Here is a 25710-nt window from a genome sequence, read left to right as displayed (position 1 = left end):
AGTCGGTCCAGCTGCTCCGGGGACTCCTTTTCCCGGTCCGGCATAGGCCCACCACCCCAGGTACGTCCCTACCGCCTTCCCTCTGACGGGCGGTTTGATGCCAGCGCGAGGGACACGGGGGCACGGCTACTGTTATGGGCATGCGTCTCCACGTCGTCGACCACCCCCTGGTCGCCCATAAGCTCACCACCCTGCGCGACCGGCGCACCGACTCCGCGACCTTCCGGCGGCTCGCCGACGAGCTGGTCACCCTGCTCGCCTACGAGGCCACCCGCGACGTGCGCACCGAGCAGGTCGACATCGTGACCCCGGTCGCCCCCACCACGGGCGTCAAGCTGTCCTACCCGCGCCCGCTGGTCGTGCCGATCCTGCGCGCGGGCCTCGGCATGCTCGACGGCATGGTGCGGCTGCTGCCGACCGCCGAGGTGGGCTTCCTGGGCATGGTGCGCGACGAGGAGACGCTCCAGGCGTCCACGTACGCGACCCGGATGCCTGACGACCTCTCCGGGCGCCAGGTGTACGTCCTCGACCCGATGCTGGCCACCGGCGGCACGCTCGTCGCGGCGATCCAGGAGCTGATCAAGCGCGGCGCCGACGACGTCACCGCCGTGGTGCTGCTCGCCGCCCCGGAGGGCGTCGAGGTCATGGAGCGCGAGCTGGCGGGCACGCCGGTGACGGTCGTGACCGCGTCGGTCGACGAACGGCTCAACGAGCACGGGTACATCGTGCCGGGGCTGGGCGACGCAGGGGACCGGATGTACGGGGCGGCCGAGTAGGTTCCCGTTCCCGCACCTGCGCGGGACCTGCGATCGCCCCTCGTGGCCCTCAGCGGCCTTGCCCGGGCCGTCCAGGGGTTCAGGGGCCCAGCGGTCGGTTCCGAACGATCAGCGGTCTCACGAAGGCTGTCTGCGGTCCCTACGGGGCTGCCGACAGCCTTCGCCGTTCAGCAGCTCTTCGGAGAGGCGGACGCGGCCGGCCGGGGCCCGGACAGGGTGGCCAGGGCCTTGTCGGCGTCCTCCTTCTTCGTGAGGCTCTTGAAGGTGTTGCCGATGATCAGGTCGACCCGGTCGGCCTGGGCGCGGCCGTCCGTCTTCACCTCGGCGCCGGACAACTGCGTGCCCAGCACCGGCAGCGCGGCCTGCGCGGCCCCCTTGGCGCCGAGCAGTATCCCGGCGCCGTTGACCTTCTTGTCGTACGTGGCCGTCGCGTTTCCCACGTCGCCGATGCGGAACCCGCGCTTCTTCAGCTCGTCCGCCGTCTGCTTGGCGAGCCCGCTGCGCGGCGTGGCGTTGAGGACGTTGACGGTGATCTGCCCGGGCCTGGGCAGTGTCCCGGCGGCGGTGGACGTCGTGGACGCCGTGCTCGCCTTGGCCGACGGGCTGGTCCTGGACGTGCAGTCGCCCTTCGTACCGGCGGCCGTGGCCTTGTCGCCCTTGCCCGTGAAGACGTCGATGAGCTGCAGGGTTCCCCACCCGATCAGCCCGAGCGCGGTGACGGAGGCGACGACCAGGAACACGAGCCTGCGACGCCCCCGGGGTCGGCGCATCCGTGGGTATTTGTCCCCCGTGATCCGGTACTGGCCGCCCATGCCAGGGGGAGTGAGCATGCTCATGGGCGCAGCGTAGTGTGCCGCGGCGGTGATTCCTACTAAATGATCATCGGCCGAGGTTCAGTCCAACCCAAAAGGGTCAACGAGCGGGGATCTTGGGCCTCGAGGAGGCCCTCGCGTCCCAGGCACCCGGTCCCGGCCGAGTCCATCCAGGACGAGTCGGCCGAGTCGCTCGATTCAGTCGAGTTCGAGCACGCGTGCGTGGAGCACCTGGCGCTGTTGCAGCGCGGCGCGTACGGCGCGGTGCAGGCCGTCCTCGAGGTACAGGTCGCCCTGCCACTTCACTACGTGCGCGAACAGGTCGCCGTAGAACGTGGAGTCCTCGGCGAGGAGGGTCTCCAGGTCCAGCTGACCCTTGGTCGTCACGAGCTGATCGAGGCGGACCGGGCGCGGCGCGACATCCGCCCACTGCCGGGTGCTTTCCCGGCCGTGGTCGGGGTACGGCCGTCCGTTTCCGATGCGCTTGAAGATCACACGGAAAGCCTACCGGCCCAGACCTTCCGGGCGCAGCCATGGCGACGTAGTGCGACGCTGGAAAAGACGCCGTAAATCAGTGCAAACCGGGAACAGGGGCCTGATATGAGCGACAGCGAAGCACCTCCCGTGGTGGCACCCGAAGGTGTGAGCGGCGCCCGCGGGCTCCCCCAGGAGGCCCTGGGGATCGCCTCCGGTTACGCGTTCGCCGGACCCGCGCTCGACCTGGGCGCCCTGCTCTGGGACGGGAGGTGTCTGCCGGACGCCCGGATCCGCATTCCGCTGCCCGTGCTCAACCGGCACGGGCTGGTCGCCGGAGCCACCGGCACCGGCAAGACCAAGACGCTCCAGCTGATCGCCGAACAGTTGTCCGTGCAGGGCGTGCCGGTGTTCCTCGCCGACATCAAGGGTGATGTCTCCGGGATCTCGGCGCCGGGCGTGTCGAACGACAAGGTGCTGGCGCGTGCCCAGGAGGTCCACCAGGAGTGGACGCCGACCGCTTGCCCGGCCGAGTTCTACGCGCTCGGCGGCATGGGCAAGGGCATCCCCGTACGGGCGACGGTCACCAGCTTCGGCCCGGTGCTGCTCTCCAAGGTGCTCCAGCTGAACCAGACGCAGGAGCAGTCGCTCGGCCTGATCTTCCACTACGCCGACCAGAAGGGTCTTGAACTGTTCGACCTCAAGGACCTGCGGGCCGTCGTCGCCTTCTTGACCTCGGACGAGGGCAAGGCGGAGCTGAAGGGCATCGGTGGCCTGTCGCCCGCGACGGCAGGCGTGATCCTGCGCTCCCTGACCGCTTTCGAGGCGCAGGGCATGAGCCCGTTCTTCGGGGAGCCGGAGTTCGACACGAGCGAGCTGCTGCGGACGGCGTCGGACGGACGCGGGACGGTGTCCGTCCTCGAACTCCCCGAGGTCCAGGACAAACCGCAGCTCTTTTCGACCTTCCTGATGTGGATGCTCGCCGATCTCTTCCACGACCTCCCGGAGGTCGGCGACATCGACAAGCCGAAACTGGTCTTCTTCTTCGACGAGGCGCACCTGCTCTTCACCGGCGCGTCGAAGGCCTTCCTGGAGTCGATCACCCAGACCGTGCGGCTCATTCGTTCGAAGGGGATCGGTGTCTTCTTCGTGACGCAGACCCCGAAGGACGTGCCGTCCGACGTCCTCGCCCAGCTCGGCAACCGCGTCCAGCACGCGTTGCGCGCCTTCACCCCGGACGATCAGAAGGCCCTGAAGGCCACGGTGAAGACCTTTCCCAACTCCGCGTACGACCTGGAGGAGGTCCTCACCGGCATCGGCACCGGAGAGGCCGTGGTGACCGTGCTGAGCGAGAGGGGCGCGCCGACGCCGGTCGCGGCGACCCGGCTGCGGGCCCCGCAGTCCCTGATGGGCCCTGTCGATCCGGCCGCGCTGGACCGGGCGGTGCAGGCGTCCCCGCTGTACGGGCGTTACGCGCAGGCGGTCGACCGCGAGTCCGCGTACGAGAAGCTCGCGGCGCGGGACGCGGCAGCCGCGCAGTCCGCCGCCCGGGGGGCCGCGGAGGCCGGGCGGGCGCCCGCGAAGGGCGGCGGCCGGGCGAAGGAGGAACCCTCGGTCGTCGAACAGGTCGTCGGCAGCGGGATCTTCAGGTCCCTGGCTCGGTCGATGGGCACGCAGATCGGCAGGGAGATCACCCGCTCCCTCTTCGGGACGGCTCGGCGCAGGCGGTAGCCGGTAGCCGATAGCCGGTAGCCGGTGGATGCCGGTCAGTTTTCGATATCTGTCATCTGTCATCTGTCATCTGATAGTTGTCAGTTGTCACCTGCCAGTTGTCATCTGTCACGCGGTGAGGCGACCGCCCCGCCCACGAGCGGGACGGCCGCCTCACCGTTCCCCTAGTTGTTTCCGTGCTCCTTGGGCGGGGGCGCCTGCATCTGCCGTGCGTCCGGTGCGGGCCTGGGCTCGGGCTGCGGCTTGGGCGTGTTGCGGACGGCTTCCGCGCGCAGGAGTGCGCGCAGGACCGCGTACGGGTCGGTGGGCATGGCTGTGTCCTTGCGTTCGCTCGGTTCGCTGACTGGCTGGTGGGGACGGTCCGGAGGCCGGGCCGGGCCTGTCAGCAGCGCAGGACCACGGAGCGCAGGGCGTGCAGCGTGCGGGAGTGCGACGGCGGTACGTGACGGGGGCGGGGCGCCGGCTCCGGGCAGTCGGGAGCGGTCGGCGCGGGGTGCAGCGGGGCGAGGGGGCGGTAGTCCTGCCGGGCGGGCGGGCGAAGGGCCGTGTCGAGTACGTCGTGTTCGGCGCCGCAGCCCGCTTCGGCGGAAGCCACGACGGAGGTCGGGGCCAGGGCGTCGACGTGGGCGCCCGCCGCGAGGATCGTGACGACGAGGAGCGTGAGAACCCGCATCCACGCGTGCCGGTGCGGCGGGCGCGGCCGGCGGTGCGGAGAGGAGCTCATGGAAGGTCGTCTCCCCATCCGGAGTGGGTGGTTCATCGGGTCGGCGCCGAGATCCGCCCTCATGGGCTACGGGAGAGGCGCGGAGTTGACGTACGGCGTGGATTCGGCGTGAGGTCGGGCGTGCGGTCAGACGACGGCAGGGATGTGCTTGGCCCGGCCGCGGATCACGAACGCCGTGACGATTTCCGTGACGCCCACCGCGATGAGCCAGCAGCCGCCGACGAGGGTGAGGACGGCGACCGAGGTGAACGGGGACACGATGAGGACGATCCCCGCGAGGAAACTGACGATCCCGAGGAAGATCTGCCAGCCGCGGGCCGGCACGGTCGGGTCGGACGCGGCGGCCAGGGTCTGGGTGATGCCGCGGAACAGCCAGCCGATGCCGATCCACAGGGCGAGCAGGAGGGTCGACTGCATCGGTCCGCGGAAGCAGAACAGGCCGAGCAGGATCGAGAGGGCGCCGCTGATGAAGGCCATGACGCGCAGCGAGGTCGCGACGTGGGTGCCGAACGCGGCGACGAGCTGGAGTACGCCGCTGAAGAGCAGGTAGAGGCCGAAGAGCACGCCTGCGGCCAGCAGGGAGGCGCCCGGCCAGACCAGCACCAGCACGCCGAGGACGAAGGCCGCGATGCCGGCGAGCAGGACGGCTTGCCAGGCGCTGCGGGCGATGAAGTGCAGGGGGCCTTCGGGGGTGACGCGTGGCTCGCGGTCGTGGACCTGGCGGTCGTCGTACTGCGGGCCTTGGTGGGGGGCGTTCGGTACCTCGCTCATGTTTCATGCTTTGGCCGCGTGGGGCCGCTCTGCCACCGCGGTGACCCATCCGACGGACCCACGCCCCCGCCGCCCCTGCCCTCCGCGCAGTTCCCCGTGCCCCTCAGGAGCGGTGCGGCGGGGGTGGGGAAGGGGCGGGCTACTTGCCGGAGGCCTTCGCCTGGGCCTTCATTTCCTGTTTGTGGGCGCGGACCTTCGCCAGGGACTGGGGCCCGGTGATGTCGGCGACGGAGCGGAAGGAGTCCGGCTCGCCGTACGCCCCCGCCGCCTCGCGCCAGCCCTTGGGCCGCACACCGAACTGCTTGCCGAGCAGGGCCAGGAAGATCTGGGCCTTCTGGGCGCCGAACCCGGGCAGTTCCTTGAGCCGCAGCAGCAGCTCCTCGCCGCTCTTGACGCCGTCCCAGACCTTGGCCGCGTCCCCGTCGTAGTGCTCCACGAGGTACTGGCACAGCTGCTGGATCCGCTTGGCCATGGATCCGGGATAGCGATGCACGGCCGGCTTCGCCGTGAGCAGCGCGGTGAACTTCTCCGGGTCGTACGCGGCGATCTCGTGCGCGTCCAACTCGTCCGCCCCCATGCGCGAGGCGATCGTGCGCGGTCCCTTGAACGCCCACTCCATCGGCACCTGCTGGTCCAGCAGCATCCCGGTCAGGGCGGCGAGGGGACTGCGGCTGAGCAACGCGTCCGCTTCGGGATCCTGGGCGATGTGAAGGCTGACGTCCATGCCTCGATGATCCCGCGTGAGGGTGCGGAACGCCTCTCAGGCCGCCGTGCGCCAGTAGCCCATCGCGTTCACCCGCTGCCTCGGGACGGAGAGTTCCTTGCGGACGTACGCCGTGAGGGCGCGGGTCGTGGTGGTGTCGCAGGCGATCCAGACGTAGGGGGCGGACTGGTCCTTGAGGAGGTCGGGGAGGGACTCCTTGACCCGGGGGACGAGAGGGGCGCCCCGGCGCGGGACCGGGCGCAGGTCGTGGAGCGAGGGGCGGGTGCGCAGCGGGAGTCCGTCCGTGCCGTGGTCCGTCTCGAACCAGATCGTCGCCGGGGCCGTGCCCACCGCGTCCAGGAGGGAGTTGAGGGCGGGGAGGGAGGCCGAGTCGGCGACGGCGAAGACGTGGGACGGGGCCGGGTCCGGCTCCGTGAACGCGGTGCCCTGGACCGTGGCCGCGATGGTGTCCCCGGGTTTCGCCGCCCGCGCCCAGTCGCTCGCGCGCCCCTCGTGCAGCGCGAACTCCAGCCCGAAGGTGCCGTTCGCGGGGTCGGGGTCGACCAGGGTGTACGCCCGCTGGTGCGGCTTGCCCGCGTTGTCGAACCACAGCCGGACCCACATGGTCGGGTGCACCCCGGTCGCCGCGAGCATGCCGCCGCCGGTCAGGCGCAGGCGCCGGTAGCGCGGGGTGATGTCTTCGGCTCGGGTCACCGTGAACTCGAAGTCCTTGCCGCGCAGCAGCTTGAGTACCGCGCCTTCCCAGCCATGCCCCTGGCCCACCGGCCCTCCACCCCTCACGTACGATTTCGCCACAGCGAAAGTTAGGTTAGCCTAACCTGACAAAAATGGGGATGGATTGTGACCGCCGAGCTCTACCGTGACCCTTGGGGGATCCCCCACCTGCGCGCCACCGACGCCCGCGCCCTCGCCCGCGCCCAGGGCCGTGTCACCGCCCTCGACCGTGCCTGGCAACTGGAGGTCGAACGGCACCGCGCGCAGGGCACCTCCGCCGCGTTCCTCGGCGCCGAGGCCGTCGGCTGGGACCGGTTCGCACGCCGGGCCCGGCTCGACGACACCGCGAGACGTTGCTTCGCGGCGCTGGAGAGACGGGATCCGGAGACCGCCGACTGGGTCGTCGCATACGTCGACGGGGTCAACGAGGGGCTGGCCGAAGGCGCCCGGCGCACACCGGAGTTCGCGGAGACCGGGCTCGCCCCGGGGCGCTGGGAGCCCTGGACCCCGCTCGGCGTCTGGCTCGGCGCGCACATCCTCTTCGCCGGCTTCCCCACCAAGCTGTGGAGGGAGGAGGTCGTCCGCCGGATCGGACCGGAGGCCGTGGACCTCTTCGCCGCCGACGGTCCCGGCACCTCCGGCAGCAACGGCTGGCTCGTCACGGGCGAGCGGACCGGCACCGGTCGCCCGGTCATCGCGGGCGACCCCCACCGCTTCATCGAGGACCCCGGCGTCTACCAGCAGATCCACCTCTCCTGCCCCGAGTTCGACGTCGTCGGCCTCGCCGTCCCCGGCGTCCCCGGCATCGCCCACTTCGCCCACACCGGCACGGTCGCCTGGGCCATCACCAACGCGATGGCCGACTACCAGGACCTGTACCGGGAACGACTGCGACGCGTCGGGCCCCAGGGGCCGGAAGGACCGGAGCGACCGGAGGGATGGGAGGCGCTCGACCCCGACGGGGAGTGGCGGGCCGTCGCCCGGCATGTGGAGACGGTCGAGGTGGCGGGCGGTGAACCCGTCGAGGTCGAGGTCGTCGAGACCCCGCGCGGCCCGGTCGTCATCGGGGGAGCGGAACAGACCGAGGGTGTCGAAGCCATCAGCCTCCGCTACCCGCCCCGCGTCACCGAAGACCTCGGCTTCAGCGCGCTCCTCCCGCTCCTCCGGGTCCGCGAAGTCGCCGACGTCGACCGGGCGTTCGACCACTGGGCCGAGCCCGTGAACGTCGTCCAGGCCGCCGACACCGAGGGCGGCGTACTGCACCGGGTCGCCGGCCGGGTCCCGCTCCGCGACGCGGACAACCGCATCCGGATCGTCGCCGCCTGGGAGCCCGGGCACGAATGGCGGGGCTGGCACGAGATGCCGTACGGGACGGTCGAGGACGGCGTCGCCGTGATGGCGAACCAACGCGGCCCCGCCGGCCCGCTCGGTGTCGAGTTCGCCCCGCTCCACCGGGCCGCCCGGATCCGGCAGCTCCTCGACGAACGGCCGAAGTGGTCGGCCAAGGACATGGCGGACATCCACATGGACACCCATCTCGCCTCCGCCGCGCCCCTGATGGACCACCTCGCCGCGCTCGACGGACTCAGCATCGAGGCGACCGCCCTGCGCGACCGGCTGCTCGGCTGGGACCGCCGGATGACGGCGGACAGCATGGCGGCGGCCGCCTACTCCGCGGTACGCGGCGCGGTCGTACGGCGGCTCGCCGCGCACCCCGCCTTCGCCGCGCTGGCCGACCCGCCCGCGTACCCCGAGGTCTTCCGCCCCTGGCTCGCCCTCCTCCCCCGTGTCGCCTTCGCCCTCGAACACCTGCTGAAGGCCGAGGAGTTGTACGGCATCGACCGCGCCGCCCTCGTCCGCGAGGCAGTCGAGGAGGCGGCCGCCGGGCCGCTCGGCGTCTGGGGCGACACCCACCGGCTCGCGCCCTGGCGCGCGCTCCCGACCACCTCGTACGACGAACCGGGTCTCTCCGGAGACCACGACTGCGTGCTGTGCACCTCGGCGGTCCCCGGCCTGACCGACCTGAGCGCGCGCGGCCCGGCGGCCCGTTACGTCTGGGACCTCGCCGACCGCGACCAGAGCCTCTGGGCGGTCCCCTTCGGCGCCTCGGGCGTCCCGGGCTCGGCCCACCACCGCGACCAGCTCCCCCTGTGGCTCAAGGGAGAACTGGTCCCGGTCAGCACCGACTGGAGCCGGCTGACACCGGAACAGGAGACGGAGAAGGCCGAGGACACCATGAGCAGTGAGCCGTACGCCGCCGACCGCGAGGCCGTGCACGAGCAGAACATCGACGGCTTCGGGACCGTGCGCGTCCTGCCCGTCGACCCGCACGCCGACCTGGACGTCATCCACCGCTGGGTGAGCGAGGAGCGTGCCGTGTTCTGGGGCATGAACGGACTCACGAAACAGCAGGTGCTGGAGACGTACGTCCATCTGGACTCCCTCGACACCCACCACGCCTTCCTCGCGGTCAAGGACGGCGAGCCCGCCGCGCTCTTCCAGACGTACGAGCCCGAGGCCGACCGGGTCAGCGAGTGCTACCCCGTCGAACCCGGTGACATCGGCGTCCACCTGCTGATCGGCCCCGCGGGGTCCGGAGGTGGCCGGCCGGGCTGGTCGTCCGCGCTGCTGACCGCGTTCACCCGGTACGTGCTGGTCGGCCTCGACCGGCAGCGGGTCGTGGTCGAACCCGACGCGCGCAACGAGAAGGCGATCGCGCGGCTGCTCCGACAGGGCTTCGTAGCCGGCCCGGAGATCGTGCTTCCCGAAATCGACCTTCCCGGGGTCTACTTGCCCGAGAAGCGGGCCCGGCTGGCCTTTCTGACACGGGAGACGGCCCTCCCAGAGGCTTCCTCGGCGGGTTCCCCAGTGGGCTGATCGGTGGGTTCCTCGCCGGGGGAGTGAGCACGGCGCCGGATTCGTCCGTACGTATCGGTGACTCTGGAAGCGCGGACCGGGCGGAACCGGAATGCGGAGACCGCAGGGACGACGGAGACGACGGAGACGGCGTGTGAGTGGACGTGGAGGCGGACAGCGGGAGCGACGGCGGATCGCCCAGGGGCTGGCGCTGCTGGGCACGGTACTGGTCCTGGTGCTGTTCGGCGGTGTCGGCGGCGCGTCCGCCCACGCCGCGCTGACCGGCACCGATCCGCAGGACGGCAGCGTGCTGAAGACGGCGCCCACCGAGGTGACGCTGTCCTTCAGCGAGTCCATCGGGCTCCTCGACGACTCCTTCCGCGTGCTCGACCCGGACAACCGACGCGTGCACACCGGTGAGCCGGGGCACGCGGGCGACCGTTCCGACACCGCCCGTGTGACCCTGCCGAAGGGCCTGGGCACCGGCACCTTCACGGTGGCCTGGCGGGTCGTCTCGGCCGACAGTCACCCGGTCTCCGGCGCCTTCACCTTCTCCATCGGCAAACCCTCCGCGACCCCCCCGCCCGTTCCCGTGGACCCCTCCGGGAACACCGCCGCGGGCACGCTCTACGACGCCGCCCGCTACTTGGCGTACGGCGGTCTGGCCCTCCTCATCGGCGCGGCCACCTTCGTCCTGGTCTGCGGGTTCCCGGGCCCGGTGCGGCGACTGCTGCTCACCGGCTGGTGGATCCTGGCCGGGTCCACCGTCGCGCTGCTGCTCCTGCGCGGACCCTACGAGCGCGGCAGCGGACCGGCGGACGCCTTCGACCCGTCCGTCCTCAGCGAGACCCTGACCAGCAGGCCGGGACTGGCCCTGCTGGCGCGGCTGGTGCTGCTCGGGGCGGCGGTGTTCTATCCGGTGAGCGAGCAGGTGAGGGGGCGGCTCGTCCTCGCGTCCGGCGGGCTGCTCACCGTCTCCCTCGCCGTCACCTGGGCCGTCGCCGAGCACGCGTCAGCCGGGATCCAGGTCCCCGTGGCGATGGTCTCCTCCGTACTGCACCTGCTGTCGATGGCGGTCTGGCTGGGCGGCCTCGCGGCCCTGCTCACCGCGCTGTACCGGTCGGCCGAGCCGCTCCCCGCGGCCGTCGTCAACCGCTTCTCCCGCCTCGCCCTCGCCTCGGTCACCGTCCTGGTCGTCACCGGCGTCTACCAGTCCTGGCGCGGCCTCGGCTCCTGGGACGCGCTGACCTCCACCTCGTACGGCAGGCTCCTCCTCGCCAAGCTGGTGGCGGTGCTGGTGCTGCTGGCGGGGGCGGGGGCCTCGCGGCGCTGGACCGGGCGGCTGATGCTCGCGGCGGAGGAGGCACGGACAGCGGCGGCGGTGCTGGTGGAGGAGCGGGTGCCGCAGACGGTGGGGGCCTCGGCCGCCCCCACCGACGTACGGGTCGGGAGGGCGGACGGCCCGTCGGACGGTGCTCCCTCGGACGGCGGTCCCTCGGACGACGGTGAATCGGACGACGGCGCACCGGATCCGGATCACACGCCCTCGGACAAGGCTTCCGACAAGAGCTCGGGCAAGATCTCCGACAAGGCCTCGGGCACGGCCTCCGACGAGGCCGACCGGTACCGGCGGGCGCTGCGCCGTTCGGTGCTGGTCGAGGTCGTCGTCGGCATCGTCGTGCTGGTGATCACCACCCTGCTCACCGGTACCCAGCCGGGCCGCGCGGCCACCGAGGCCGCGGCGGCCTCCGCCACCGCGGCCGCCGGAGAGATCACGGCCTCGACGACGACGATCCCGTTCGATGTCGGCACGCAGGGCGGACACGGCAAGGTGCAGATCCAACTGACACCGAGCCGGGTGGGCGAGAACTCCGTGCAGGCCGTGATCTACGGCTCCGACGGCGGCTTCGCCACCGTGCCCGAACTGCGCCTCACCTTCACTCTGGAATCCCAGCAGATCGGCCCGATCGACGCCGGGCTGACGGACAAGGGCGGCTACTGGACCGCGGACGGCGTCACCCTCCCGGTGGCCGGCACCTGGACCATGAAGGCCACCGTCCGCACCACCGACATCGACCAGGTCACGGTGTCGAAGACCGTGAAGATCGGCTGACGGGACCACCGCGTCGGCTCAGGGGGCCTGCGTCGGCTCACGGGGTCCGCGTCGGCTCAGGGAGTCTGCTTCATGCCGTCGACGACGGCCCGCTTGAGGATCGCGCTGGTGAAGGTCACGGTGCCGGGCGTCATCAGGGCGTCCTCGCCGGTGCCCTGCTTCACCTGGACCGAGCGCTCGCCCAGGAAGACGTGGGTCTTCTTGTCGAAGATCCACTCCTCGCGCTGGCCACTGGTCTCGTCCAGGCGCGCCACCGCGACCCCCTGCCGGCCCACCGCGTCCACCGCGTCGTCGACCACGACGACACCGGGGATCTTCGCGGCGGCCTTGAACAGCACCGGGTAGAGGTTCGCCGGGGGGTAGCTCTCGCCGAGCAGGTCGCCGATGGTGGTGAACGCCTCCTGGTCGGGTGAGTTGCCGTGGCCCTTGGTCTCCTTGTAGATCGTGGCCAGGAGCCGGTCGGGGTCGGTGGCCAGCTTGGCCAGGTAGTCGTACGTGGGGTGGTTCACGCCGCCGACCAGGGCGTTCCCCTGCTCGTCGGGCAGGCTCAGGGTCTCCCCCGCGGGGTCGTCGCTGGAGGCCGGGTCGATCAGCCAGCCCTTGGTGCCGTCGGGGGACTGCCAGATCTTGCGGGTGTGCAGCGCGTGGCTGGCGAGGCTGCTCTTGTCGCCGACGGTCTTCACGAAGGTGTCGGCCGTCTTGGACTCTATGTAGACGTACTGGCCGGGCTTGACGGCCGGGTGGCTTCCCTCGGTCTCGGCCGCCGCCAGTGAGATCTGGCTCAGCAACTGGGGGACGCCCTTGGTGGTCGCGGCACCGATGTGGGTGGTGAGGGCGGGTCCGGTGGCGACGCCGCCGTCCCTGACCCCGCCGCCGTTGTTCATCGTCACTACGGCGACGACCGTACCGGCGAGGGCGGCGGCCAGCGCGGGCAGCGCGATCGCCGGACGCGGCAGCCGGAAGCGCCGGGTCCGCGCCGCAGCCACCGCCTCCGCGGCCGCCGTGCGCTCTTCCTGCTGGATCTGGTGAATCTGGGCCATCAGGCGCTCCTTGTGGAACTGGTGACGGCCCGCCGGGAGGTCGCGCGCCGTGCGGGACAGGAGCTGCTGGGCGCTCTCGTCCTGCTCGGCCGGACTCTGCCGGGGCATGTTCGCGTTCATCGGTTTCCTTCCTGTGCGGGCCGGATCACTTGGGTGCGATCGCCTGTTATCTGTCGGGCGCGGCGGCTGCCTTCCCGTCTTCCGCGAACTTTTTTCAGCGGCGGTTCGGGTTCTTGGCGCGCCGGTCCGGGGCCGGTGAGGGTGCGCAGCTTTTTGCGGGCGCGGGAGAGCCGGGAGGCGACCGTGCCGACCGGAATCCCCAGCGCCTCGGCCGCGGCCTCGTAGTCCAGGCCCTCCCCCAGGCAGAGCGCGATGACCTCGCGCTCCGGGGGACGCAGCGTCGCGAGGGCGGTGAGGGCGGTCGCCAGGCGGCCCCGGTCGTCGACCCGCCCTGCCACGTCCTCGGCGTGGTCGGGCACCGACAGCTCGGCCGCGGCGGCGGCCTGGGCCGCCTGCCGGTAACGCCGGTTGCTCCGGTGCTGGTTGCGCGCGGTGTTGGTGGCGATGCCCAGGAGCCAGGGCCGCAGCGAGCCGCCCTCGGGGTCGACCCGGTCACGCAGCCGCCATGCCTCCAGGAAGGTCGCGGCCATCACGTCCTCGGCCGTCGACCAGTCGGCGGTCAGCCGGAAGGCATGGTTGTAGACCGCGCGCGCATAACTGTCGAAGAGCTCCGCGAAGGCGCTCGATTCCCCGGCCCGTACCCGGGTACGCATATCAATGCTCACCCCTATGAGCTGTCCGGCATCCGACACCGACTTCCCGTGACCTGCGTCACACGTCTCCGTGTGCGCTGGGAACCGGCGCGGCAGGGCGCGGAGCTCCGTGGAACACCTGCCGGGTGTGCCAGGTCCGATGGCGTGCGGCGACGGGCGCGGTGCCCGGCTGGGGACCGGTCAGCGGACGGCCCGCCAGCGCGATGACGTGGTCGCGGGCCGCCGGGCTCCGTCCGACGAAGCGCTGCGACACCAGGATGCGGTGCCCGTCCCCGATACCGAGGACGCCCTTGTCGAACAGCTTGTGGTGCAGCGAGCACAGGCACAGACCGTTGTCGATGTCGTCCGGCCCCTCGAACGCCCACCAGCGCACATGCGCGGCCTCCAGCCCGACCGGCACCGCCCCGATCCGGCCGTCGTACCCGCAGAACGCGCATTGGTACTCGTACGCCGTCAGGACCAGCTCCCGCATCCGCCCGTCGCGTCGGCGCCGGTCCCGCGGTCCCGCGTCCGGCAGGTGCACCGACCCTTCCGGCTCCCACTCCCACTCCAGGCCCACGGCCTCGCACAGTTCGTCGTGGAGTGAGGGCGGGAAGTGCAGGTCGAGCAGGATCCGGGCCATCCGGCCGAGGAGCGCGGGATCGCGTCGCAGCGCCGCCCGCAGGTCCGGCGCCAGCCGTCCCGCCGCGCCCGTCGACCGCAGTTCCCGCACCCCGCTGCCGGGGCTGCCGGGCCCGCGATCGGTCCGCACCTCCCACACCCCGTCGCCGACCAGATGGTGGAAGGGGTACGCCGGTGTCGTCCGGTTGGCCGGACCGTACTCGGCCAGCAGCCGCTTCAGATCGTCCTCGACCGCGCTGTAGCGCAACTCGCCGTCGGCGTCCCGCTGGAACCGGCCGAGGGCGTAGAGGAGGAGCAGGGGCTTGTGCGGGGCGCGGACCCCGTTGCCGGTCCACTGCCTCAGCCTCGCCGCGCGCTCCAGCCAGTCCTCCATGACGGGTGATCGTACGGGTGCGGTCGGGTGATCGGACTGGTGGCTTGAGGGGAAGGGCGGACGGGCCGGCCTAGGCCCAGGCCAGGGCCCGGTGCGGGGGGCGTGCCGGGCTGCTCACCCGTACCGGCTCCGTGGCCCTGGTCCGTCCGCCGGCGAAGACGTAGAGGCGCAGCAGGAGGAAGCGTCCGATGCCGGCGAGGCCGGAGGCGCTGAGGTAGACGATCTGTTCGGTGAGCATGCCCGGGGAGGTCTGGAGAGTGTGCAGGATGAGGATCGCGACGGAAGTGGCTGCGTAGGCGGCCGCGGCTGATCCCGCGGACTGCCAGTGCCGGCGCCATCCGGCGTGCTTCCCGCTGCCGAAGGTGAAGCGTGCGTGCAGCTCGGTGCAGAGGATGGTCGACGCGACGGTGACGACCGCGTTGGCCACCGCCCAGGGCATCGGTCCGGCGAGGAGGGGGACGGCGAAGCTGGAGAGGATGCCGATGCCGCCGCCGCAGAGGACGAACCGGGCGAAGGAGGCGAGCGGACCGGGAGCGGCCGGGGCCGCCGGTATCCGGCGCGCGTCGTGGGCGCCGGTCCCGGTCGACTCCGCACCCCGCACCGCGGACTCCGTCTCCGTGCCCGTCTTCGTGCCCGTCTCCGTCTCCGGCTTCGACGAGAGCAGCGCGTTCATGGGCTTTCCTTCCGGACGGGGGAGCTGTGAACCTCTGGGACCAGCTGGGTTCAACGATGCCGTCGTCCGTGCGCCGAAACGATGAGGCGCACTCCCGGACCGGGGGTGTAGCCAGCTGTACCCCGCCCCGGGGGAGAGCGGGGTACTCAGAAGGGGGAAGCGTCCGGATGGGTGGGTGAACGATCGGCGCCCTTCAGCAAGTTGACGACGCGCTCGTGGACATCGCCGACCCGGTCCACCACCCGCACCCGCACGTATACGCTCTCCAGCTCGCGCATGGCCTTCTCGGTGAACCAGCCCAGAAACAGCTGCCCCTGCCCCTGCCCGGGGATGGGGTAACCGCGTCCGACGAGGTTCAGCTGGAAGTCCTGGCGCTCCGCCAGCCCACGGCTCACGATCGCCGCTGTCGCCTCCGGCTGGCCCGTCCACTCCGACGAGTCGACGGCGCCGGCGGCGCGTCCCGCGGAGGTGTACTCGATCCAGTAGCCGGTGTCCGCGGTGATCGCCACCTCCTGCCCGCCGTTGAGGAGCTTGCACAGCCAGGCCAGCCGCTCGTTCGGAGCCGTGTTCGCTACGACGCGGCCCCCGTATCCGATGGCGGGCCGCACCGTTCGCGCGTACTGGGCCCGGGCCAGCGCGGCTCCTCCCGTACCGAGCACCGCCGTGACGGCGCTCTGTATGTCCAGCAGTTCGAGCTTCCAGGGCCAGTCATGGGTCAGCCGTGCCGGCAGGTTCTCCCTGAAGAGGCTGTAGCCGAGCAGCAGGACCGCCACGCCCACCAGCACGACCAGCAGCCGTGAGAACAGCCCACTCCGGTGGATCACACGCTGCGCCGACTCCATACCCACCCATCCCACCCCGCTCGCCCGTCACTCCGACGAGACTGTAGGCGCAGAGAGTTGACGAGGCGACAGGGCATCGGCTCCCACCAGGAGGAAGCCGGCACAGCGCTCACCGATCATGACCGAGACGTCCGCGACGCGCAGGCCCGGCGGGGCTCAGTGGGACTGGCGCATGATCCAGTCGCGGATACCGGGGGACGGTGTCGGCGATCTGCCCGGTGGCCATGCGCGCGCTGGTGGTGGATCCCGACGGTACGACGCTGCCGGTCTCGAAGCCGGTCTCGAAGCGGGTCTCGAAGCCGGTCTCGAACGCGGCGAAGTTCGCCGGGGCCCGCCGCGCCTTCATGCTCCGGACGTCCGCGGAGACGAGGATCCCCAGCTTTTTCCGGGCCGGCGGCGCGGTCTGGGGCCCGGGCTTCGGCAAGGGGAAGCGCTCGGGCTCCCCCGGGAGGACGTCGACCTCGACGCGGGACACGTCCGCATCCGGAAGAACCGGCTTCGGCCCCAGCACGCGCACAGCCGAGACGGCCAATGTCGAAGGGCCCCACCGCAAGCGGTGGGGCCCTTCGACATCGTGCCCGGTGAGGCACTGGCGGAGGATACGAGATTCGAACTCGTGAGGGGTTGCCCCCAACACGCTTTCCAAGCGTGCGCCCTAGGCCTCTAGGCGAATCCTCCGCGGCAAACAATACAAGACGTTGAGGAGTGCTCGCGAACTCGTTCCCCCCTCCCGGATCAGGTACTCTGTGCGGAGCCCCTCACGTGGCGCTATCTGACTGAACTCCCCCAGGGCCGGAAGGCAGCAAGGGTAGGTTGGCTCTGGCGGGTGCGTGGGGGGCGCTTGCGTTCCCGGGACGGGATGCGGCTCGAGGCCCGGCGGCCCGGGGTCTGGGGGCCGGTGAGCGGTCCCTGTTGTCAGTGGGCGCCTATAACCTCGTATGTGTGTCGTCTCTCGCGCTGTACCGCCGCTATCGCCCGGAGTCGTTCGCCGAGGTCATCGGGCAGGAGCATGTCACCGACCCGTTGCAGCAGGCGCTGCGGAACAACCGGGTCAATCACGCGTACCTGTTCAGCGGGCCGCGCGGATGCGGGAAGACGACCAGCGCGCGGATTCTGGCCCGGTGTCTGAACTGCGAGCAGGGGCCGACGCCGACTCCCTGCGGGGAGTGCCAGTCGTGCAGGGACCTCGCGCGGAACGGACCGGGGTCGATCGACGTCATCGAGATCGACGCCGCCTCGCACGGCGGTGTCGACGACGCTCGTGACCTGCGGGAAAAGGCCTTCTTCGGGCCCGCGAGCAGTCGGTACAAGATCTACATCATCGACGAGGCCCACATGGTCACCCCGGCGGGCTTCAACGCCCTGCTGAAGGTGGTCGAGGAGCCGCCCGAGCACCTCAAGTTCATCTTCGCCACGACCGAGCCCGAGAAGGTCATCGGGACGATTCGGTCGCGGACCCACCACTATCCGTTCCGGCTCGTGCCGCCGGGGACCCTGCGGGGGTACCTGGGCGAGGTCTGCGGGCGCGAGGGCATTCCCGTCGAGGACGGCGTGCTGCCGCTGGTCGTGCGGGCAGGCGCCGGTTCCGTGCGTGACTCCATGTCCGTCATGGATCAGCTCCTCGCGGGAGCGAGCACCGACGGTGTGACGTACACCATGGCCACCTCGCTGCTGGGGTACACGGACGGGTCGTTGCTCGACTCCGTGGTCGAGGCGTTCGCCGCGGGCGACGGCGCCGCGGCCTTCGAGATCGTGGACCGCGTCATCGAGGGGGGCAACGATCCCCGGAGGTTCGTCGCGGACCTGCTGGAGCGGCTGCGCGATCTGGTGATCCTGGCCGCGGTTCCCGACGCCGCCGAGAAGGGGCTCATCGACGCCCCGTCGGATGTCGTCGAGCGCATGCAGGCCCAGGCCGGGGTCTTCGGCGCCGCCGAGCTGAGCCGCGCCGCCGATCTCGTCAACGAGGGACTGACGGAGATGCGCGGCGCCACCTCGCCGCGACTCCAGCTCGAGCTCATCTGCGCGCGCGTGCTCCTGCCCGCGGCGTACGGGGACGAGCGCTCCGTCATGGCCCGCCTGGACCGCATCGAGCGCGGGGTGAACTTCTCCGGTGCCGGCGCGGGCGCCCCCACCATGGGGTACGTACCCGGCCCCGAAGTACATGGAGGAGCGCCGGCCGCGGCCGCTCCGATGGTTCCGCCGGGCGGCGGTGTCGCCGCGGCCCGGGCCGCCGTGCGGGCCCCGGGCCCCGGCGGACAGGGACCGGCGAACGAGGGGTACGGGGCCGGTGGCGCGGGGGCTACCGGCGGGGTCGCTGCGGCGCCGGATGCGGGGGCCGCCCCTGCTCCTGCCTCGGCCCCGGCACCCGCTCCGGTTCCCGCCGCTGCCGCGCCCGCGGCTCCTCCGGCTGCCGCTACGGCCCCGCCCGCGCCCCCGTCCGGAGCGGCGCCCGGCGCCTGGCCCACCGCGACGGCCGTGGGCAGCGGTCGGCGTCCGGGCGGCTGGCCGACCGCGACACCCGCGGGCGGGGGACAGGCCCCCGCCGCTCCCACACCCGCCGCTGCGCCTACGGCGTCCACCCCCGCCCCGGGCCCCGGGCCCGCCTCCGCACCGGCCCCCGCCGCCGGTGGCGTCGACCCCCGCATGCTCTGGCCGAACATCCTGGAGGCCGTGAAGAACCGCCGCCGCTTCACCTGGATCCTGCTCAGCCAGAACGCGCAGGTCACCGGCTACGACGGCACGACCCTGCAGATCGGCTTCGTCAACGCGGGCGCGCGCGACAACTTCGCGAGCAGCGGCAGCGAGGAAGTCCTGAGGCAGGCGCTGGCCGAACAGTTCAATGTGCAGTGGAAGATCGAGGCGATCGTCGACACCTCCGGTGGCTCGGCACCGCCACCGATGTCGGCCTCCGGCCCTGGTCCCGGGTTCGGTGGTGGCGGCAGCAGCGGCGGTGGCTATGGCGCTGGTGGCGGTGGTGGTGGCGGTTACGGCGGAGCTCCGGCCGGTTCGCGCCCCGCCCCCCAGCAGCCCCCGGCTCCGCGCCCCGCCGCGTCGCAGGGCTCGCCCGCGGGCCAGGCCTCGGCCGCGCCCGCCTCGACGCCCGCCCCGCCACCCCCGGTCGCCTACGAGCCGCCTCCGGTGGCCCCCGAGGACGACATCCCCGAGGACGACGACCCCGACCTCGACGAGTCCGCCCTCTCGGGCCACGACCTGATCGTCCGCGAACTGGGCGCGACGGTGGTGGAGGAGTTCTCCAACGAGTGAACACCCGGGCCCCTCTCGGAGGATCGCACCAACTCTCTCCACCCCTCGCTTCGGAAGCCCCCACAAAGGCACCCGGCCCCGACGGTTAGGCTGACCCCGTGAAGGTCCTCGTCATCGGTAGCGGCGCCCGCGAACACGCCCTGTGCCGTTCCCTGTCCCTCGACCCCGACGTCACCGCCCTGCACTGCGCCCCCGGGAACGCAGGCATCGCGGGGACGGCCGAGCTGCACCCGGTCGACGCCCTCGACGGCGCCGCCGTGGCCGCGCTGGCCACGGAGCTCGGCGCCGAGCTGGTGATCGTGGGCCCGGAGGCGCCGCTGGTCGCCGGGGTCGCCGACGCCGTGCGCGCGGCGGGCATCCCCTGCTTCGGCCCCTCCGAGGAGGCCGCGCAGCTGGAGGGCTCCAAGGCCTTCGCCAAGGATGTGATGGCAGGGGCGGGCGTCCCCACGGCACGTTCGTATGTCTGCACGACGCCCGAGGAGGTCGACGAGGCGCTCGACGCCTTCGGCGCCCCGTACGTCGTGAAGGACGACGGACTCGCGGCCGGCAAGGGTGTCGTCGTGACCGACGACCTCGCGAAGGCCCGCGCGCACGCCGTCGCCTGCGACCGCGTGGTCATCGAGGAGTTCCTCGACGGCCCCGAGGTCTCCCTCTTCGCGATCACCGACGGCGAGACGGTCGTCCCGCTCCAGCCCGCCCAGGACTTCAAGCGCGCGCTGGACGGCGACGAGGGCCCGAACACCGGCGGCATGGGCGCGTACTCGCCCCTCCCGTGGGCGGACCCGAAGCTGGTCGAGGAGGTCATGGAGACCGTCCTCCAGCCGACCGTCGACGAGCTGCGCCGCCGAGGCACCCCGTTCTCCGGCCTTCTCTACGCGGGTCTGGCGATCACGAGCCGCGGCGTACGGGTGATCGAGTTCAACGCCCGTTTCGGCGACCCGGAGACCCAGGTGGTCCTGGCCCGGCTGAAGACCCCGCTCGCGGGCGTCCTGCTCGCCGCCGCCGAAGGCACCCTCGCCGATCTCGCGCCGCTGCGCTGGAGCGACGACGCGGCGGTCACCGTGGTCGTGGCCTCCCACAACTACCCCGACACCCCGCGCACCGGCGACCCGATCACCGGGCTCGACGAGGTGGCGGCGCTGGACGCCCCGTACGCGTACGTCCTGCACGCCGGGACGAAGCACGACGGCGACGCGGTCGTCAGCGCGGGCGGCCGGGTGCTCTCGGTCACGGCGACCGGCACAGACCTCACCGAGGCCCGCGCCCGCGCCTACGCGGCCGTCAGCCGCATCCGCCTCGACGGTTCGCAGCACCGTACGGACATCGCGGCGAAGGCGGCGGCGGACGCCACGACCGACGTCACGACCGAGGCGTAGAGCCCCTGACGGAGGCTTAGCCCCCACCCCCGCACGCACCACTGGGCCCCGGATTCTGTACGGAATCCGGGGCCTGATCCTTGCCCACGGTCATCCACCTTTCCCCAAAGCCATTCCATCGAGTGAGCGATGCCCCATCCGGCTGACGGGGGCCGAGGCCCCAACTAGGGTGCGGCGAAAGCGTTCCGGCACTTGGCCCACCGGCATTGCGATGTCGGTGGCGGGTGCCACAGTGGGGGAGTGAGCAACACCAGGGCATCCTTCGGCGCGGGCTGCGAGACAGCTCGGGCCGGGCCGACAGCAGGGGGTGACATCCGGTCGTGACCGGTATGGGTGTGGAGGTGGGCGCGCAGGCCGCGCGCTCCCGGGCGCTCGCCGTGCTGCGGATACGCAGCAGGGCGCTGGCCGTCGCCCTGCTGCCCGCGGCCGTCGCCGTCGTGCTGCTCGTCGGCGGCTCGACCGGGCACATCACCGGCGGAAGCTGGCCCGTCACTCGCTGGATCGTGACGGTCCTCGCCGCCCTCGTGCTGCTCGCCGCCGCGGGCATCGCGCTCGTCGTCGCCCGCGCGCGGCCCGCCGTGAGCCCCACGGTCCCGATCGCGGAGGCGTCCGCTCCCGACCTCTACCGCCTGGTCCGGGACCTGGCCGACCGCCTCGACGTCCCGCCGCCCTCGGCGATAGCGCTGACCCCGGACTGCGACAGCTGGCTGGAGGACCGCACCCACCCGGCGCACGGCCCGCCGCCGCCCGAGTACCGCGACGAAATAGCGGGCGCACGAGGCTTGAGCGGCGGAGCCGGGCGAGCCCGCCGAGCCCCCGCGGCTCCCGTCCTCGTCATCGGCTCGCCCTTCTTGTGGTGGATGCGGGTCGGGGAGCTGCGCGCGGTCCTCGCCCCGGTCGTCGCCGGTACGGGACCTTCGGCGCACCCCGACATAGCCGCGGCGCGCCGTTTCGTACGGGGTCTGGACGCGGCCGTGGCCGTGACCTCCGAGCCCGCCCGCGGCCCCCTGGTCCGCACGGTCCTCGCCGGTGTCGGCTGGGTGACCCGCCTGCTGCTGCGCAGCTGCCGGGGTCATGCGGCCGAGATGGAACGGGGAGTGGCGGCTGCCGCGGCCGAGCGTGCACAGGCTGTGGACTACGGTCTGCGGATCGTCGCCCAGGAACAGGTCGGCCTGGCGTACGCGGGCTGGGACCGGCTGTTGACCCGGGTCGCGCTGCCCGCCTGGCGGATGGGCCGCTGGCCTGCCCGGCTGGACGTGGGTGTCGTCGCGGCCCTCACCGAGCTGTCGCGCCGTGACCGGCTGGCCGAGGGCTTCGCGTCCCGCCTCGGCGAGCGTCCCGCCTGCGACCTGCTCGAAGAGCCCGGTTCGGTGGACGAGGCGGCCTCGCTTCTCGCCGCGCGCCTCTTCCACGGCGGGCCCGCGGAGCCCGGGCCCGACTGGGCGCCGGTGGACTGGCAGGAGTATCCGGACGAGGTCGTCGACCGCACATGGCGCACCGAAGCGGCCCGGCTGCACCGGGTGCTGGACGCGCTGGGCGTCCGCCACCCCACGGATCCGACCCAGCCCGACCAGGGCGGTCCGACGCTGGCCCGCGTGCTCGACCATCTGACCGCACCTGCGACGCCGGCCACGGACGACGCCGGCCTTTCCGTCGATCGGTGCGAGGCGTACGGGGAGAGGGGCACGGGCGTGAGTCCGAACGAGACGGATACGGATACGGAGACAGAAGCCGAGGTCGAGGTCGGGGAGGACGGCGAGCCCGTGCTCGGGAGTGAGCGCACGGCGGCACTCGCGGCCGGGCTCAGCGCGGAGCTGGCCCGTGAGGAGGCGGCGGCGCCGGCCGTGGCGTCCGGGCCGGGCGGGGGTGCGGAGCAGCCGGGCCCCGACTGGTCGTTCTGGGACGACGGGATGCTGCCGCTCTTTCCGCTCCAGCCGCCGCGCAGTGGGCGTGAGCTGTTGGCCGACCATGTCACCGCGATGGTCTGTTGTGCGGCGATGGACACCGCCGGGGCGGCGCCGGGGCTCGACTGGCTCGATGGCCCCGCCCTTCTTGTCGACGGGGTGCGGGCCGCCGATCTGGGGCCGCGGGTGCTGACCCTCGTCGAGGACGGTGACCCGGAGCCGCTCCGGGACTGGCTCCGCCACCTCGGCGTTCGTCCCGAGAAACCGGTCCGCCTGGTCTGACGCCGTCACCACCGTCGCTGCTCCCAGCCGTCGATATCCGCCTCTTCAACCGGAGAGCCGCGTTCCGTTCACGTCAATTCGCGACGAACGGTGACGGAGTGCGTGCGTAATGTGATGTGCTGGGACCGATCGCGCGCGGGGCGGGGGCTTACAGAACCGACGGGGGCACGAGGGAGGGGAGCAGGCATGGGGTCGGAGCAGATCCGCCGCTGGGAGTCGGGCGCACTCGCGCACGCCGTGACGGACCCCTTCGGCCAGGGCCCCGTTCCCTGGCTCAGGGGCGACGAGCAGTACTTCGACGACACGGGCCATGTCGTCCCGTGGTACATCGACCACATTGATCACGTCGATCAGGCAGGTCGGGCCGGTCAAGCCGGTCAAGCCGGGGGTCCCGGTGGGTCCGCCACCCTCCAGGGCTCCCGCAAGCCCCCGATCCCCCACCCGCGCGCCGGCGGCCCCCGCCCGGCCGACGACGTGCACCGCCAGATCAAGGGCTTCGCCTCCAACGGCGCGGCCGCGCCGGGCGAGGCCATCGACTTCCACGTCACCGTCGACCCGCCCCAGGAATTCAGCGTCGACATCTACCGCATCGGGCACTACGGAGGCGACGGGGCCAGCAAGATCACCACCAGCCCCCGCCTGTCGGGCATCGTCCAGCCGCCGCCCCTCGCCGCCGACAGAACCGTTTCCTGTCATCACTGGTGGCTCTCCTGGCGCCTGCAGATCCCGAGCTACTGGAACATCGGCGCGTACGTGGCCGTACTCACCACGGCCGACGGCTACCGCTCCCACGTCCCCTTCACCGTCCGCGACAACCACCCCGCGGATCTCCTCCTCCTGCTCCCGGACATCACCTGGCAGGCGTACAACCTGTACCCGGAGGACGGGCACACCGGCGCCAGCCTCTACCACGCCTGGGACGAGAACGGCCGTCTGCTCGGCGAGTCCGAGGCCGCGACGACGGTCTCCTTCGACCGCCCGTACGCCGGCGCGGGCCTCCCCCTCCACGTCGGCCACGCCTACGACTTCATCCGCTGGGCCGAGCGCTACGGCTACGACATCGCCTACGCCGACGCCCGCGACCTGCACGCCGGCCGCGTCGACCCCACCCGCTACCGCGGCCTGGTCTTCCCGGGGCACGACGAGTACTGGTCGTCGGCCATGCGCCGCACCGTGGAACTCGCCCGCGAAAGCGGCACCTCCCTGGTCTTCCTCTCCGCCAACACCATGTACTGGCAGGTGGAGTTGGCCCCGTCCCCGTCCGGCGTCGCCGACCGCCTCCTGACCTGCCGCAAACGCAGAGGCCCGGGAAAGCCGGCGCTGTGGCGCGAAATCGACCGTCCTGAGCAGCAGCTCATCGGCATCCAGTACGCGGGCAGGGTCCCGGAACCCCACCCCCTGGTCGTGCGCAACGCCGACCACTGGCTGTGGGAGTCGACCGGCGCGCACGAGGGCGACGAACTCGCCGGCATGGTCGCGGGCGAGGCCGACCGCTACTTCCCGCGCACCCCGCTGCCCGAGCACCAGGGCCGCATCCTGCTCGCCCACTCCCCCTACCAGGACAGCGAGGGCGCCACCCGCCACCAGGAGACCTCCCTCTACCGGGCTCCCTCCGGCGCCCTGGTCTTCGCGGCCGGGACGTTCGCATGGTCCCCGGCCCTGGACCGCCCCGGCCACGTCGACGCCCGTGTCCAGCGAGCCACCGCGAACCTCCTCGACCGCATCTGCAAACGCGACTGAGCAACCCCCTGGCCGAAGCCGCTCTCCGGATACGGGAGAATCGAGCCACTTGGACAGAACCACGGGGAGGAACCGTGTCCGGATTCGTCGAAAAGCCCGAGCCCCTCCAGGTCCCGGGTCTGGTACATCTGCACACCGGCAAGGTGCGCGACCTGTACCAGAACGAGGCGGGCGACCTCGTGATGATCGCCAGTGACCGTTTGTCCGCCTACGACTGGGTGCTGCCCACGGAGATCCCCGACAAGGGCCGGGTCCTCACCCAGCTCTCGCTGTGGTGGTTCGACAAGCTCGCCGACCTGGTCCCCAACCATGTGCTGAGCACCGAGCTCCCGCCGGGCGCCCCCGCCGACTGGGAGGGCCGCACCCTCATCTGCAAGTCCCTGCGGATGACGCCGGTCGAGTGCGTCGCGCGCGGCTATCTCACCGGCTCGGGCCTCGTCGAGTACGACGAGTCCCGCACGGTCTGCGGCCTCGCCCTCCCCGAGGGCCTCGTCGACGGCTCGGAACTCCCCGCGCCGATCTTCACCCCCGCCACCAAGGCCGCGGTCGGCGAGCACGACGAGAACGTGTCGTACGAGGAGGTCGCCCGCCAGGTCGGCGCCGAGACGGCGGCCCAGCTGCGCCAGACGACCCTCGCCGTCTACGGCCGCGCCCGGGACATCGCGCGCGAGCGCGGCATCATCCTCGCGGACACCAAGTTCGAGTTCGGCTACGAGGGCGAGACGCTCGTCCTCGCCGACGAGGTGCTGACCCCGGACTCCTCCCGCTTCTGGCCCGCCGACGTGTGGGAGCCGGGCCACGCCCAGCCGTCCTTCGACAAGCAGTTCGTCCGCGACTGGCTGACGTCTCCCGAGTCGGGCTGGGACCGCAGGAGCGAGCAGCCCCCGCCGCCGCTGCCGCAGCACATCGTGGACGCGACCAGCGCCAAGTACATCGAGGCGTACGAGCGCCTGACCGGCATCAGCTGGAGCTGAGGACGCGAAGGAGCACACGAAGAAGCCCCCGGCCCTGAAGGGCCGGGGGCTTCTTTCTCCGAGCGGACGACCAGGTTCGAACTGGCGACCTCAACCTTGGCAAGGTTGCGCTCTACCAACTGAGCTACGTCCGCATGCGCTGTGGTGCGAGAA

General features: G+C 72.0%; 22 protein-coding genes, 2 tRNA genes and 1 other RNA gene. 10 read left to right on the top strand and 15 right to left on the bottom strand.

The features are described from left to right. Positions 1 to 140: 140 nt before the first annotated feature. Positions 141 to 776, top strand: coding sequence for a uracil phosphoribosyltransferase (gene upp / locus ACZ69M_RS36420; protein ID WP_054235115.1), 636 nt, complete (start codon positions 141 to 143; stop codon positions 774 to 776). Positions 777 to 943: 167 nt separating this feature from the next. Here upp and ACZ69M_RS36415 read toward each other — a convergent pair whose 3' ends face one another. Together ACZ69M_RS36415 and ACZ69M_RS36410 are read right to left on the bottom strand one after the other, a co-directional pair. Continuing rightward, positions 944 to 1588, bottom strand: a complete 645-nt coding sequence (locus ACZ69M_RS36415; RefSeq protein ID WP_470057036.1) for a LytR C-terminal domain-containing protein — start codon at positions 1586 to 1588, stop codon at positions 944 to 946. A gap of 198 nt (positions 1589 to 1786) precedes the next feature. Continuing rightward, positions 1787 to 2083 carry a type II toxin-antitoxin system VapB family antitoxin gene (locus ACZ69M_RS36410; RefSeq protein ID WP_003999914.1) on the bottom strand — a complete coding sequence of 99 codons (297 nt, stop codon included), beginning with the start codon at positions 2081 to 2083 and terminating at the stop codon, positions 1787 to 1789. Between the two features lie 105 nt (positions 2084 to 2188). Between ACZ69M_RS36410 and ACZ69M_RS36405 the strand changes: the two genes are divergently transcribed. After that, positions 2189 to 3793, top strand: coding sequence for a helicase HerA-like domain-containing protein (locus ACZ69M_RS36405; RefSeq protein WP_470056777.1), 1605 nt, complete (start codon positions 2189 to 2191; stop codon positions 3791 to 3793). A gap of 164 nt (positions 3794 to 3957) precedes the next feature. Here the strand turns inward: ACZ69M_RS36405 and ACZ69M_RS36400 are convergent, their stop codons facing one another. The 5 genes from ACZ69M_RS36400 to ACZ69M_RS36380 all read right to left on the bottom strand — a co-directional run bounded on the left by ACZ69M_RS36400 (position 3958) and on the right by ACZ69M_RS36380 (position 6774). Further along, positions 3958 to 4104, bottom strand: coding sequence for a hypothetical protein (locus ACZ69M_RS36400; RefSeq protein WP_470056775.1), 147 nt, complete (start codon positions 4102 to 4104; stop codon positions 3958 to 3960). Positions 4105 to 4175: 71 nt separating this feature from the next. Further along, complete coding sequence (locus ACZ69M_RS36395) at positions 4176 to 4517, bottom strand: hypothetical protein (protein ID WP_470056773.1); 342 nt, start codon at positions 4515 to 4517, stop codon at positions 4176 to 4178. A 126-nt stretch (positions 4518 to 4643) separates the two neighbouring features. Continuing rightward, positions 4644 to 5288 (bottom strand): HdeD family acid-resistance protein, encoded by a 645-nt coding sequence (locus ACZ69M_RS36390; RefSeq protein WP_470056771.1) that lies wholly within the window; start codon positions 5286 to 5288, stop codon positions 4644 to 4646. Between the two features lie 139 nt (positions 5289 to 5427). Further along, positions 5428 to 6012: an HhH-GPD-type base excision DNA repair protein gene (locus ACZ69M_RS36385; protein ID WP_470056769.1), complete on the bottom strand. Its 585-nt coding sequence runs from the start codon at positions 6010 to 6012 to the stop codon at positions 5428 to 5430. 36 nt (positions 6013 to 6048) lie between these two features. Next, positions 6049 to 6774 (bottom strand): siderophore-interacting protein, encoded by a 726-nt coding sequence (locus tag ACZ69M_RS36380; protein ID WP_470056768.1) that lies wholly within the window; start codon positions 6772 to 6774, stop codon positions 6049 to 6051. Positions 6775 to 6852: 78 nt separating this feature from the next. Here ACZ69M_RS36380 and ACZ69M_RS36375 point away from each other — a divergent pair, with 78 nt between their 5' ends. After that, on the top strand, positions 6853 to 9603 hold the full coding sequence (locus ACZ69M_RS36375; protein ID WP_470056766.1) for a GNAT family N-acetyltransferase: 2751 nt from the start codon (positions 6853 to 6855) through the stop codon (positions 9601 to 9603). A 133-nt stretch (positions 9604 to 9736) separates the two neighbouring features. Further along, positions 9737 to 11695, top strand: coding sequence for a copper resistance CopC/CopD family protein (locus tag ACZ69M_RS36370; protein ID WP_470056764.1), 1959 nt, complete (start codon positions 9737 to 9739; stop codon positions 11693 to 11695). A gap of 56 nt (positions 11696 to 11751) precedes the next feature. Here the strand turns inward: ACZ69M_RS36370 and ACZ69M_RS36365 are convergent, their stop codons facing one another. The 7 genes from ACZ69M_RS36365 to ACZ69M_RS36335 form a co-directional block, all read right to left on the bottom strand. Next, entirely contained in the window at positions 11752 to 12855 is a 1104-nt protein-coding gene (locus ACZ69M_RS36365) for a CU044_5270 family protein (RefSeq protein WP_470056762.1), read from the bottom strand. Further along, positions 12852 to 13508, bottom strand: coding sequence for an RNA polymerase sigma factor (locus ACZ69M_RS36360; RefSeq protein WP_470056760.1), 657 nt, complete (start codon positions 13506 to 13508; stop codon positions 12852 to 12854). The genes ACZ69M_RS36365 and ACZ69M_RS36360 overlap by 4 nt, the downstream gene beginning before the upstream one ends. Before the next feature lie 58 nt (positions 13509 to 13566). Continuing rightward, the gene (locus ACZ69M_RS36355) at positions 13567 to 14502 is read right to left on the bottom strand and encodes a phosphorothioated DNA-binding restriction endonuclease (RefSeq protein ID WP_470056758.1); all 936 of its coding nucleotides are present in this window, start codon (positions 14500 to 14502) and stop codon (positions 13567 to 13569) included. Positions 14503 to 14572: 70 nt separating this feature from the next. Next, positions 14573 to 15175: a GtrA family protein gene (locus ACZ69M_RS36350; protein WP_470056757.1), complete on the bottom strand. Its 603-nt coding sequence runs from the start codon at positions 15173 to 15175 to the stop codon at positions 14573 to 14575. Between the two features lie 146 nt (positions 15176 to 15321). Beyond that, complete coding sequence (locus ACZ69M_RS36345) at positions 15322 to 15999, bottom strand: hypothetical protein (protein ID WP_470056756.1); 678 nt, start codon at positions 15997 to 15999, stop codon at positions 15322 to 15324. A gap of 127 nt (positions 16000 to 16126) precedes the next feature. Continuing rightward, positions 16127 to 16492 (bottom strand): hypothetical protein, encoded by a 366-nt coding sequence (locus ACZ69M_RS36340; protein ID WP_470056754.1) that lies wholly within the window; start codon positions 16490 to 16492, stop codon positions 16127 to 16129. Between the two features lie 115 nt (positions 16493 to 16607). Next, positions 16608 to 16695: transfer RNA gene (locus ACZ69M_RS36335), tRNA-Ser, on the bottom strand. A 71-nt stretch (positions 16696 to 16766) separates the two neighbouring features. Between ACZ69M_RS36335 and ffs the strand changes: the two genes are divergently transcribed. The 6 genes from ffs to ACZ69M_RS36305 all read left to right on the top strand — a co-directional run bounded on the left by ffs (position 16767) and on the right by ACZ69M_RS36305 (position 25557). Next, an RNA gene (ffs, locus tag ACZ69M_RS36330) (signal recognition particle sRNA small type) lies at positions 16767 to 16865 on the top strand. A gap of 94 nt (positions 16866 to 16959) precedes the next feature. Then, positions 16960 to 19281: a DNA polymerase III subunit gamma and tau gene (locus ACZ69M_RS36325; RefSeq protein ID WP_470056752.1), complete on the top strand. Its 2322-nt coding sequence runs from the start codon at positions 16960 to 16962 to the stop codon at positions 19279 to 19281. A gap of 98 nt (positions 19282 to 19379) precedes the next feature. Next, a complete protein-coding gene (gene purD, locus ACZ69M_RS36320) occupies positions 19380 to 20657 on the top strand; it encodes a phosphoribosylamine--glycine ligase (protein WP_470056751.1) in 1278 nt (425 codons plus the stop codon). A 329-nt stretch (positions 20658 to 20986) separates the two neighbouring features. Further along, positions 20987 to 22843 (top strand): hypothetical protein, encoded by a 1857-nt coding sequence (locus ACZ69M_RS36315; RefSeq protein WP_470057034.1) that lies wholly within the window; start codon positions 20987 to 20989, stop codon positions 22841 to 22843. A 186-nt stretch (positions 22844 to 23029) separates the two neighbouring features. Continuing rightward, the gene (locus ACZ69M_RS36310) at positions 23030 to 24583 is read left to right on the top strand and encodes a N,N-dimethylformamidase beta subunit family domain-containing protein (RefSeq protein WP_470056749.1); all 1554 of its coding nucleotides are present in this window, start codon (positions 23030 to 23032) and stop codon (positions 24581 to 24583) included. Positions 24584 to 24657: 74 nt separating this feature from the next. Continuing rightward, positions 24658 to 25557, top strand: a complete 900-nt coding sequence (locus tag ACZ69M_RS36305) for a phosphoribosylaminoimidazolesuccinocarboxamide synthase (protein WP_470056747.1) — start codon at positions 24658 to 24660, stop codon at positions 25555 to 25557. Between the two features lie 61 nt (positions 25558 to 25618). On the opposite strand, the gene ACZ69M_RS36300 is transcribed toward ACZ69M_RS36305, so the two are convergent. Next, positions 25619 to 25691, bottom strand: a tRNA-Gly gene (locus ACZ69M_RS36300). Positions 25692 to 25710 lie beyond the last annotated feature (19 nt).

Source organism: Streptomyces sp. NPDC107454 (assembly GCF_055582885.1).
This window is presented reverse-complemented; position numbering and strand designations above follow the sequence as displayed.

Excerpts from the sequence above, each read along its gene's own strand:
- ACZ69M_RS36350 (WP_470056757.1), bottom strand. The coding sequence starts at position 15,175 with ATGAACGCGCTGCTCTCGTCGAAGCCGGAGACGGAGACGGGCACGAAG.
- ACZ69M_RS36365 (WP_470056762.1), bottom strand. The coding sequence starts at position 12,855 with ATGAACGCGAACATGCCCCGGCAGAGTCCGGCCGAGCAGGACGAGAGC.
- ACZ69M_RS36310 (WP_470056749.1), top strand. The coding sequence starts at position 23,030 with ATGGGGTCGGAGCAGATCCGCCGCTGGGAGTCGGGCGCACTCGCGCAC.
- ACZ69M_RS36360 (WP_470056760.1), bottom strand. The coding sequence starts at position 13,508 with ATGCGTACCCGGGTACGGGCCGGGGAATCGAGCGCCTTCGCGGAGCTC.
- ACZ69M_RS36390 (WP_470056771.1), bottom strand. The coding sequence starts at position 5,288 with ATGAGCGAGGTACCGAACGCCCCCCACCAAGGCCCGCAGTACGACGAC.
- ACZ69M_RS36355 (WP_470056758.1), bottom strand. The coding sequence starts at position 14,502 with ATGGAGGACTGGCTGGAGCGCGCGGCGAGGCTGAGGCAGTGGACCGGC.
- upp (WP_054235115.1), top strand. The coding sequence starts at position 141 with ATGCGTCTCCACGTCGTCGACCACCCCCTGGTCGCCCATAAGCTCACC.
- ACZ69M_RS36415 (WP_470057036.1), bottom strand. The coding sequence starts at position 1,588 with ATGGGCGGCCAGTACCGGATCACGGGGGACAAATACCCACGGATGCGC.
- ACZ69M_RS36315 (WP_470057034.1), top strand. The coding sequence starts at position 20,987 with ATGGGTGTGGAGGTGGGCGCGCAGGCCGCGCGCTCCCGGGCGCTCGCC.
- ACZ69M_RS36395 (WP_470056773.1), bottom strand. The coding sequence starts at position 4,517 with ATGAGCTCCTCTCCGCACCGCCGGCCGCGCCCGCCGCACCGGCACGCG.
- ACZ69M_RS36385 (WP_470056769.1), bottom strand. The coding sequence starts at position 6,012 with ATGGACGTCAGCCTTCACATCGCCCAGGATCCCGAAGCGGACGCGTTG.
- ACZ69M_RS36405 (WP_470056777.1), top strand. The coding sequence starts at position 2,189 with ATGAGCGACAGCGAAGCACCTCCCGTGGTGGCACCCGAAGGTGTGAGC.
- ACZ69M_RS36400 (WP_470056775.1), bottom strand. The coding sequence starts at position 4,104 with ATGCCCACCGACCCGTACGCGGTCCTGCGCGCACTCCTGCGCGCGGAA.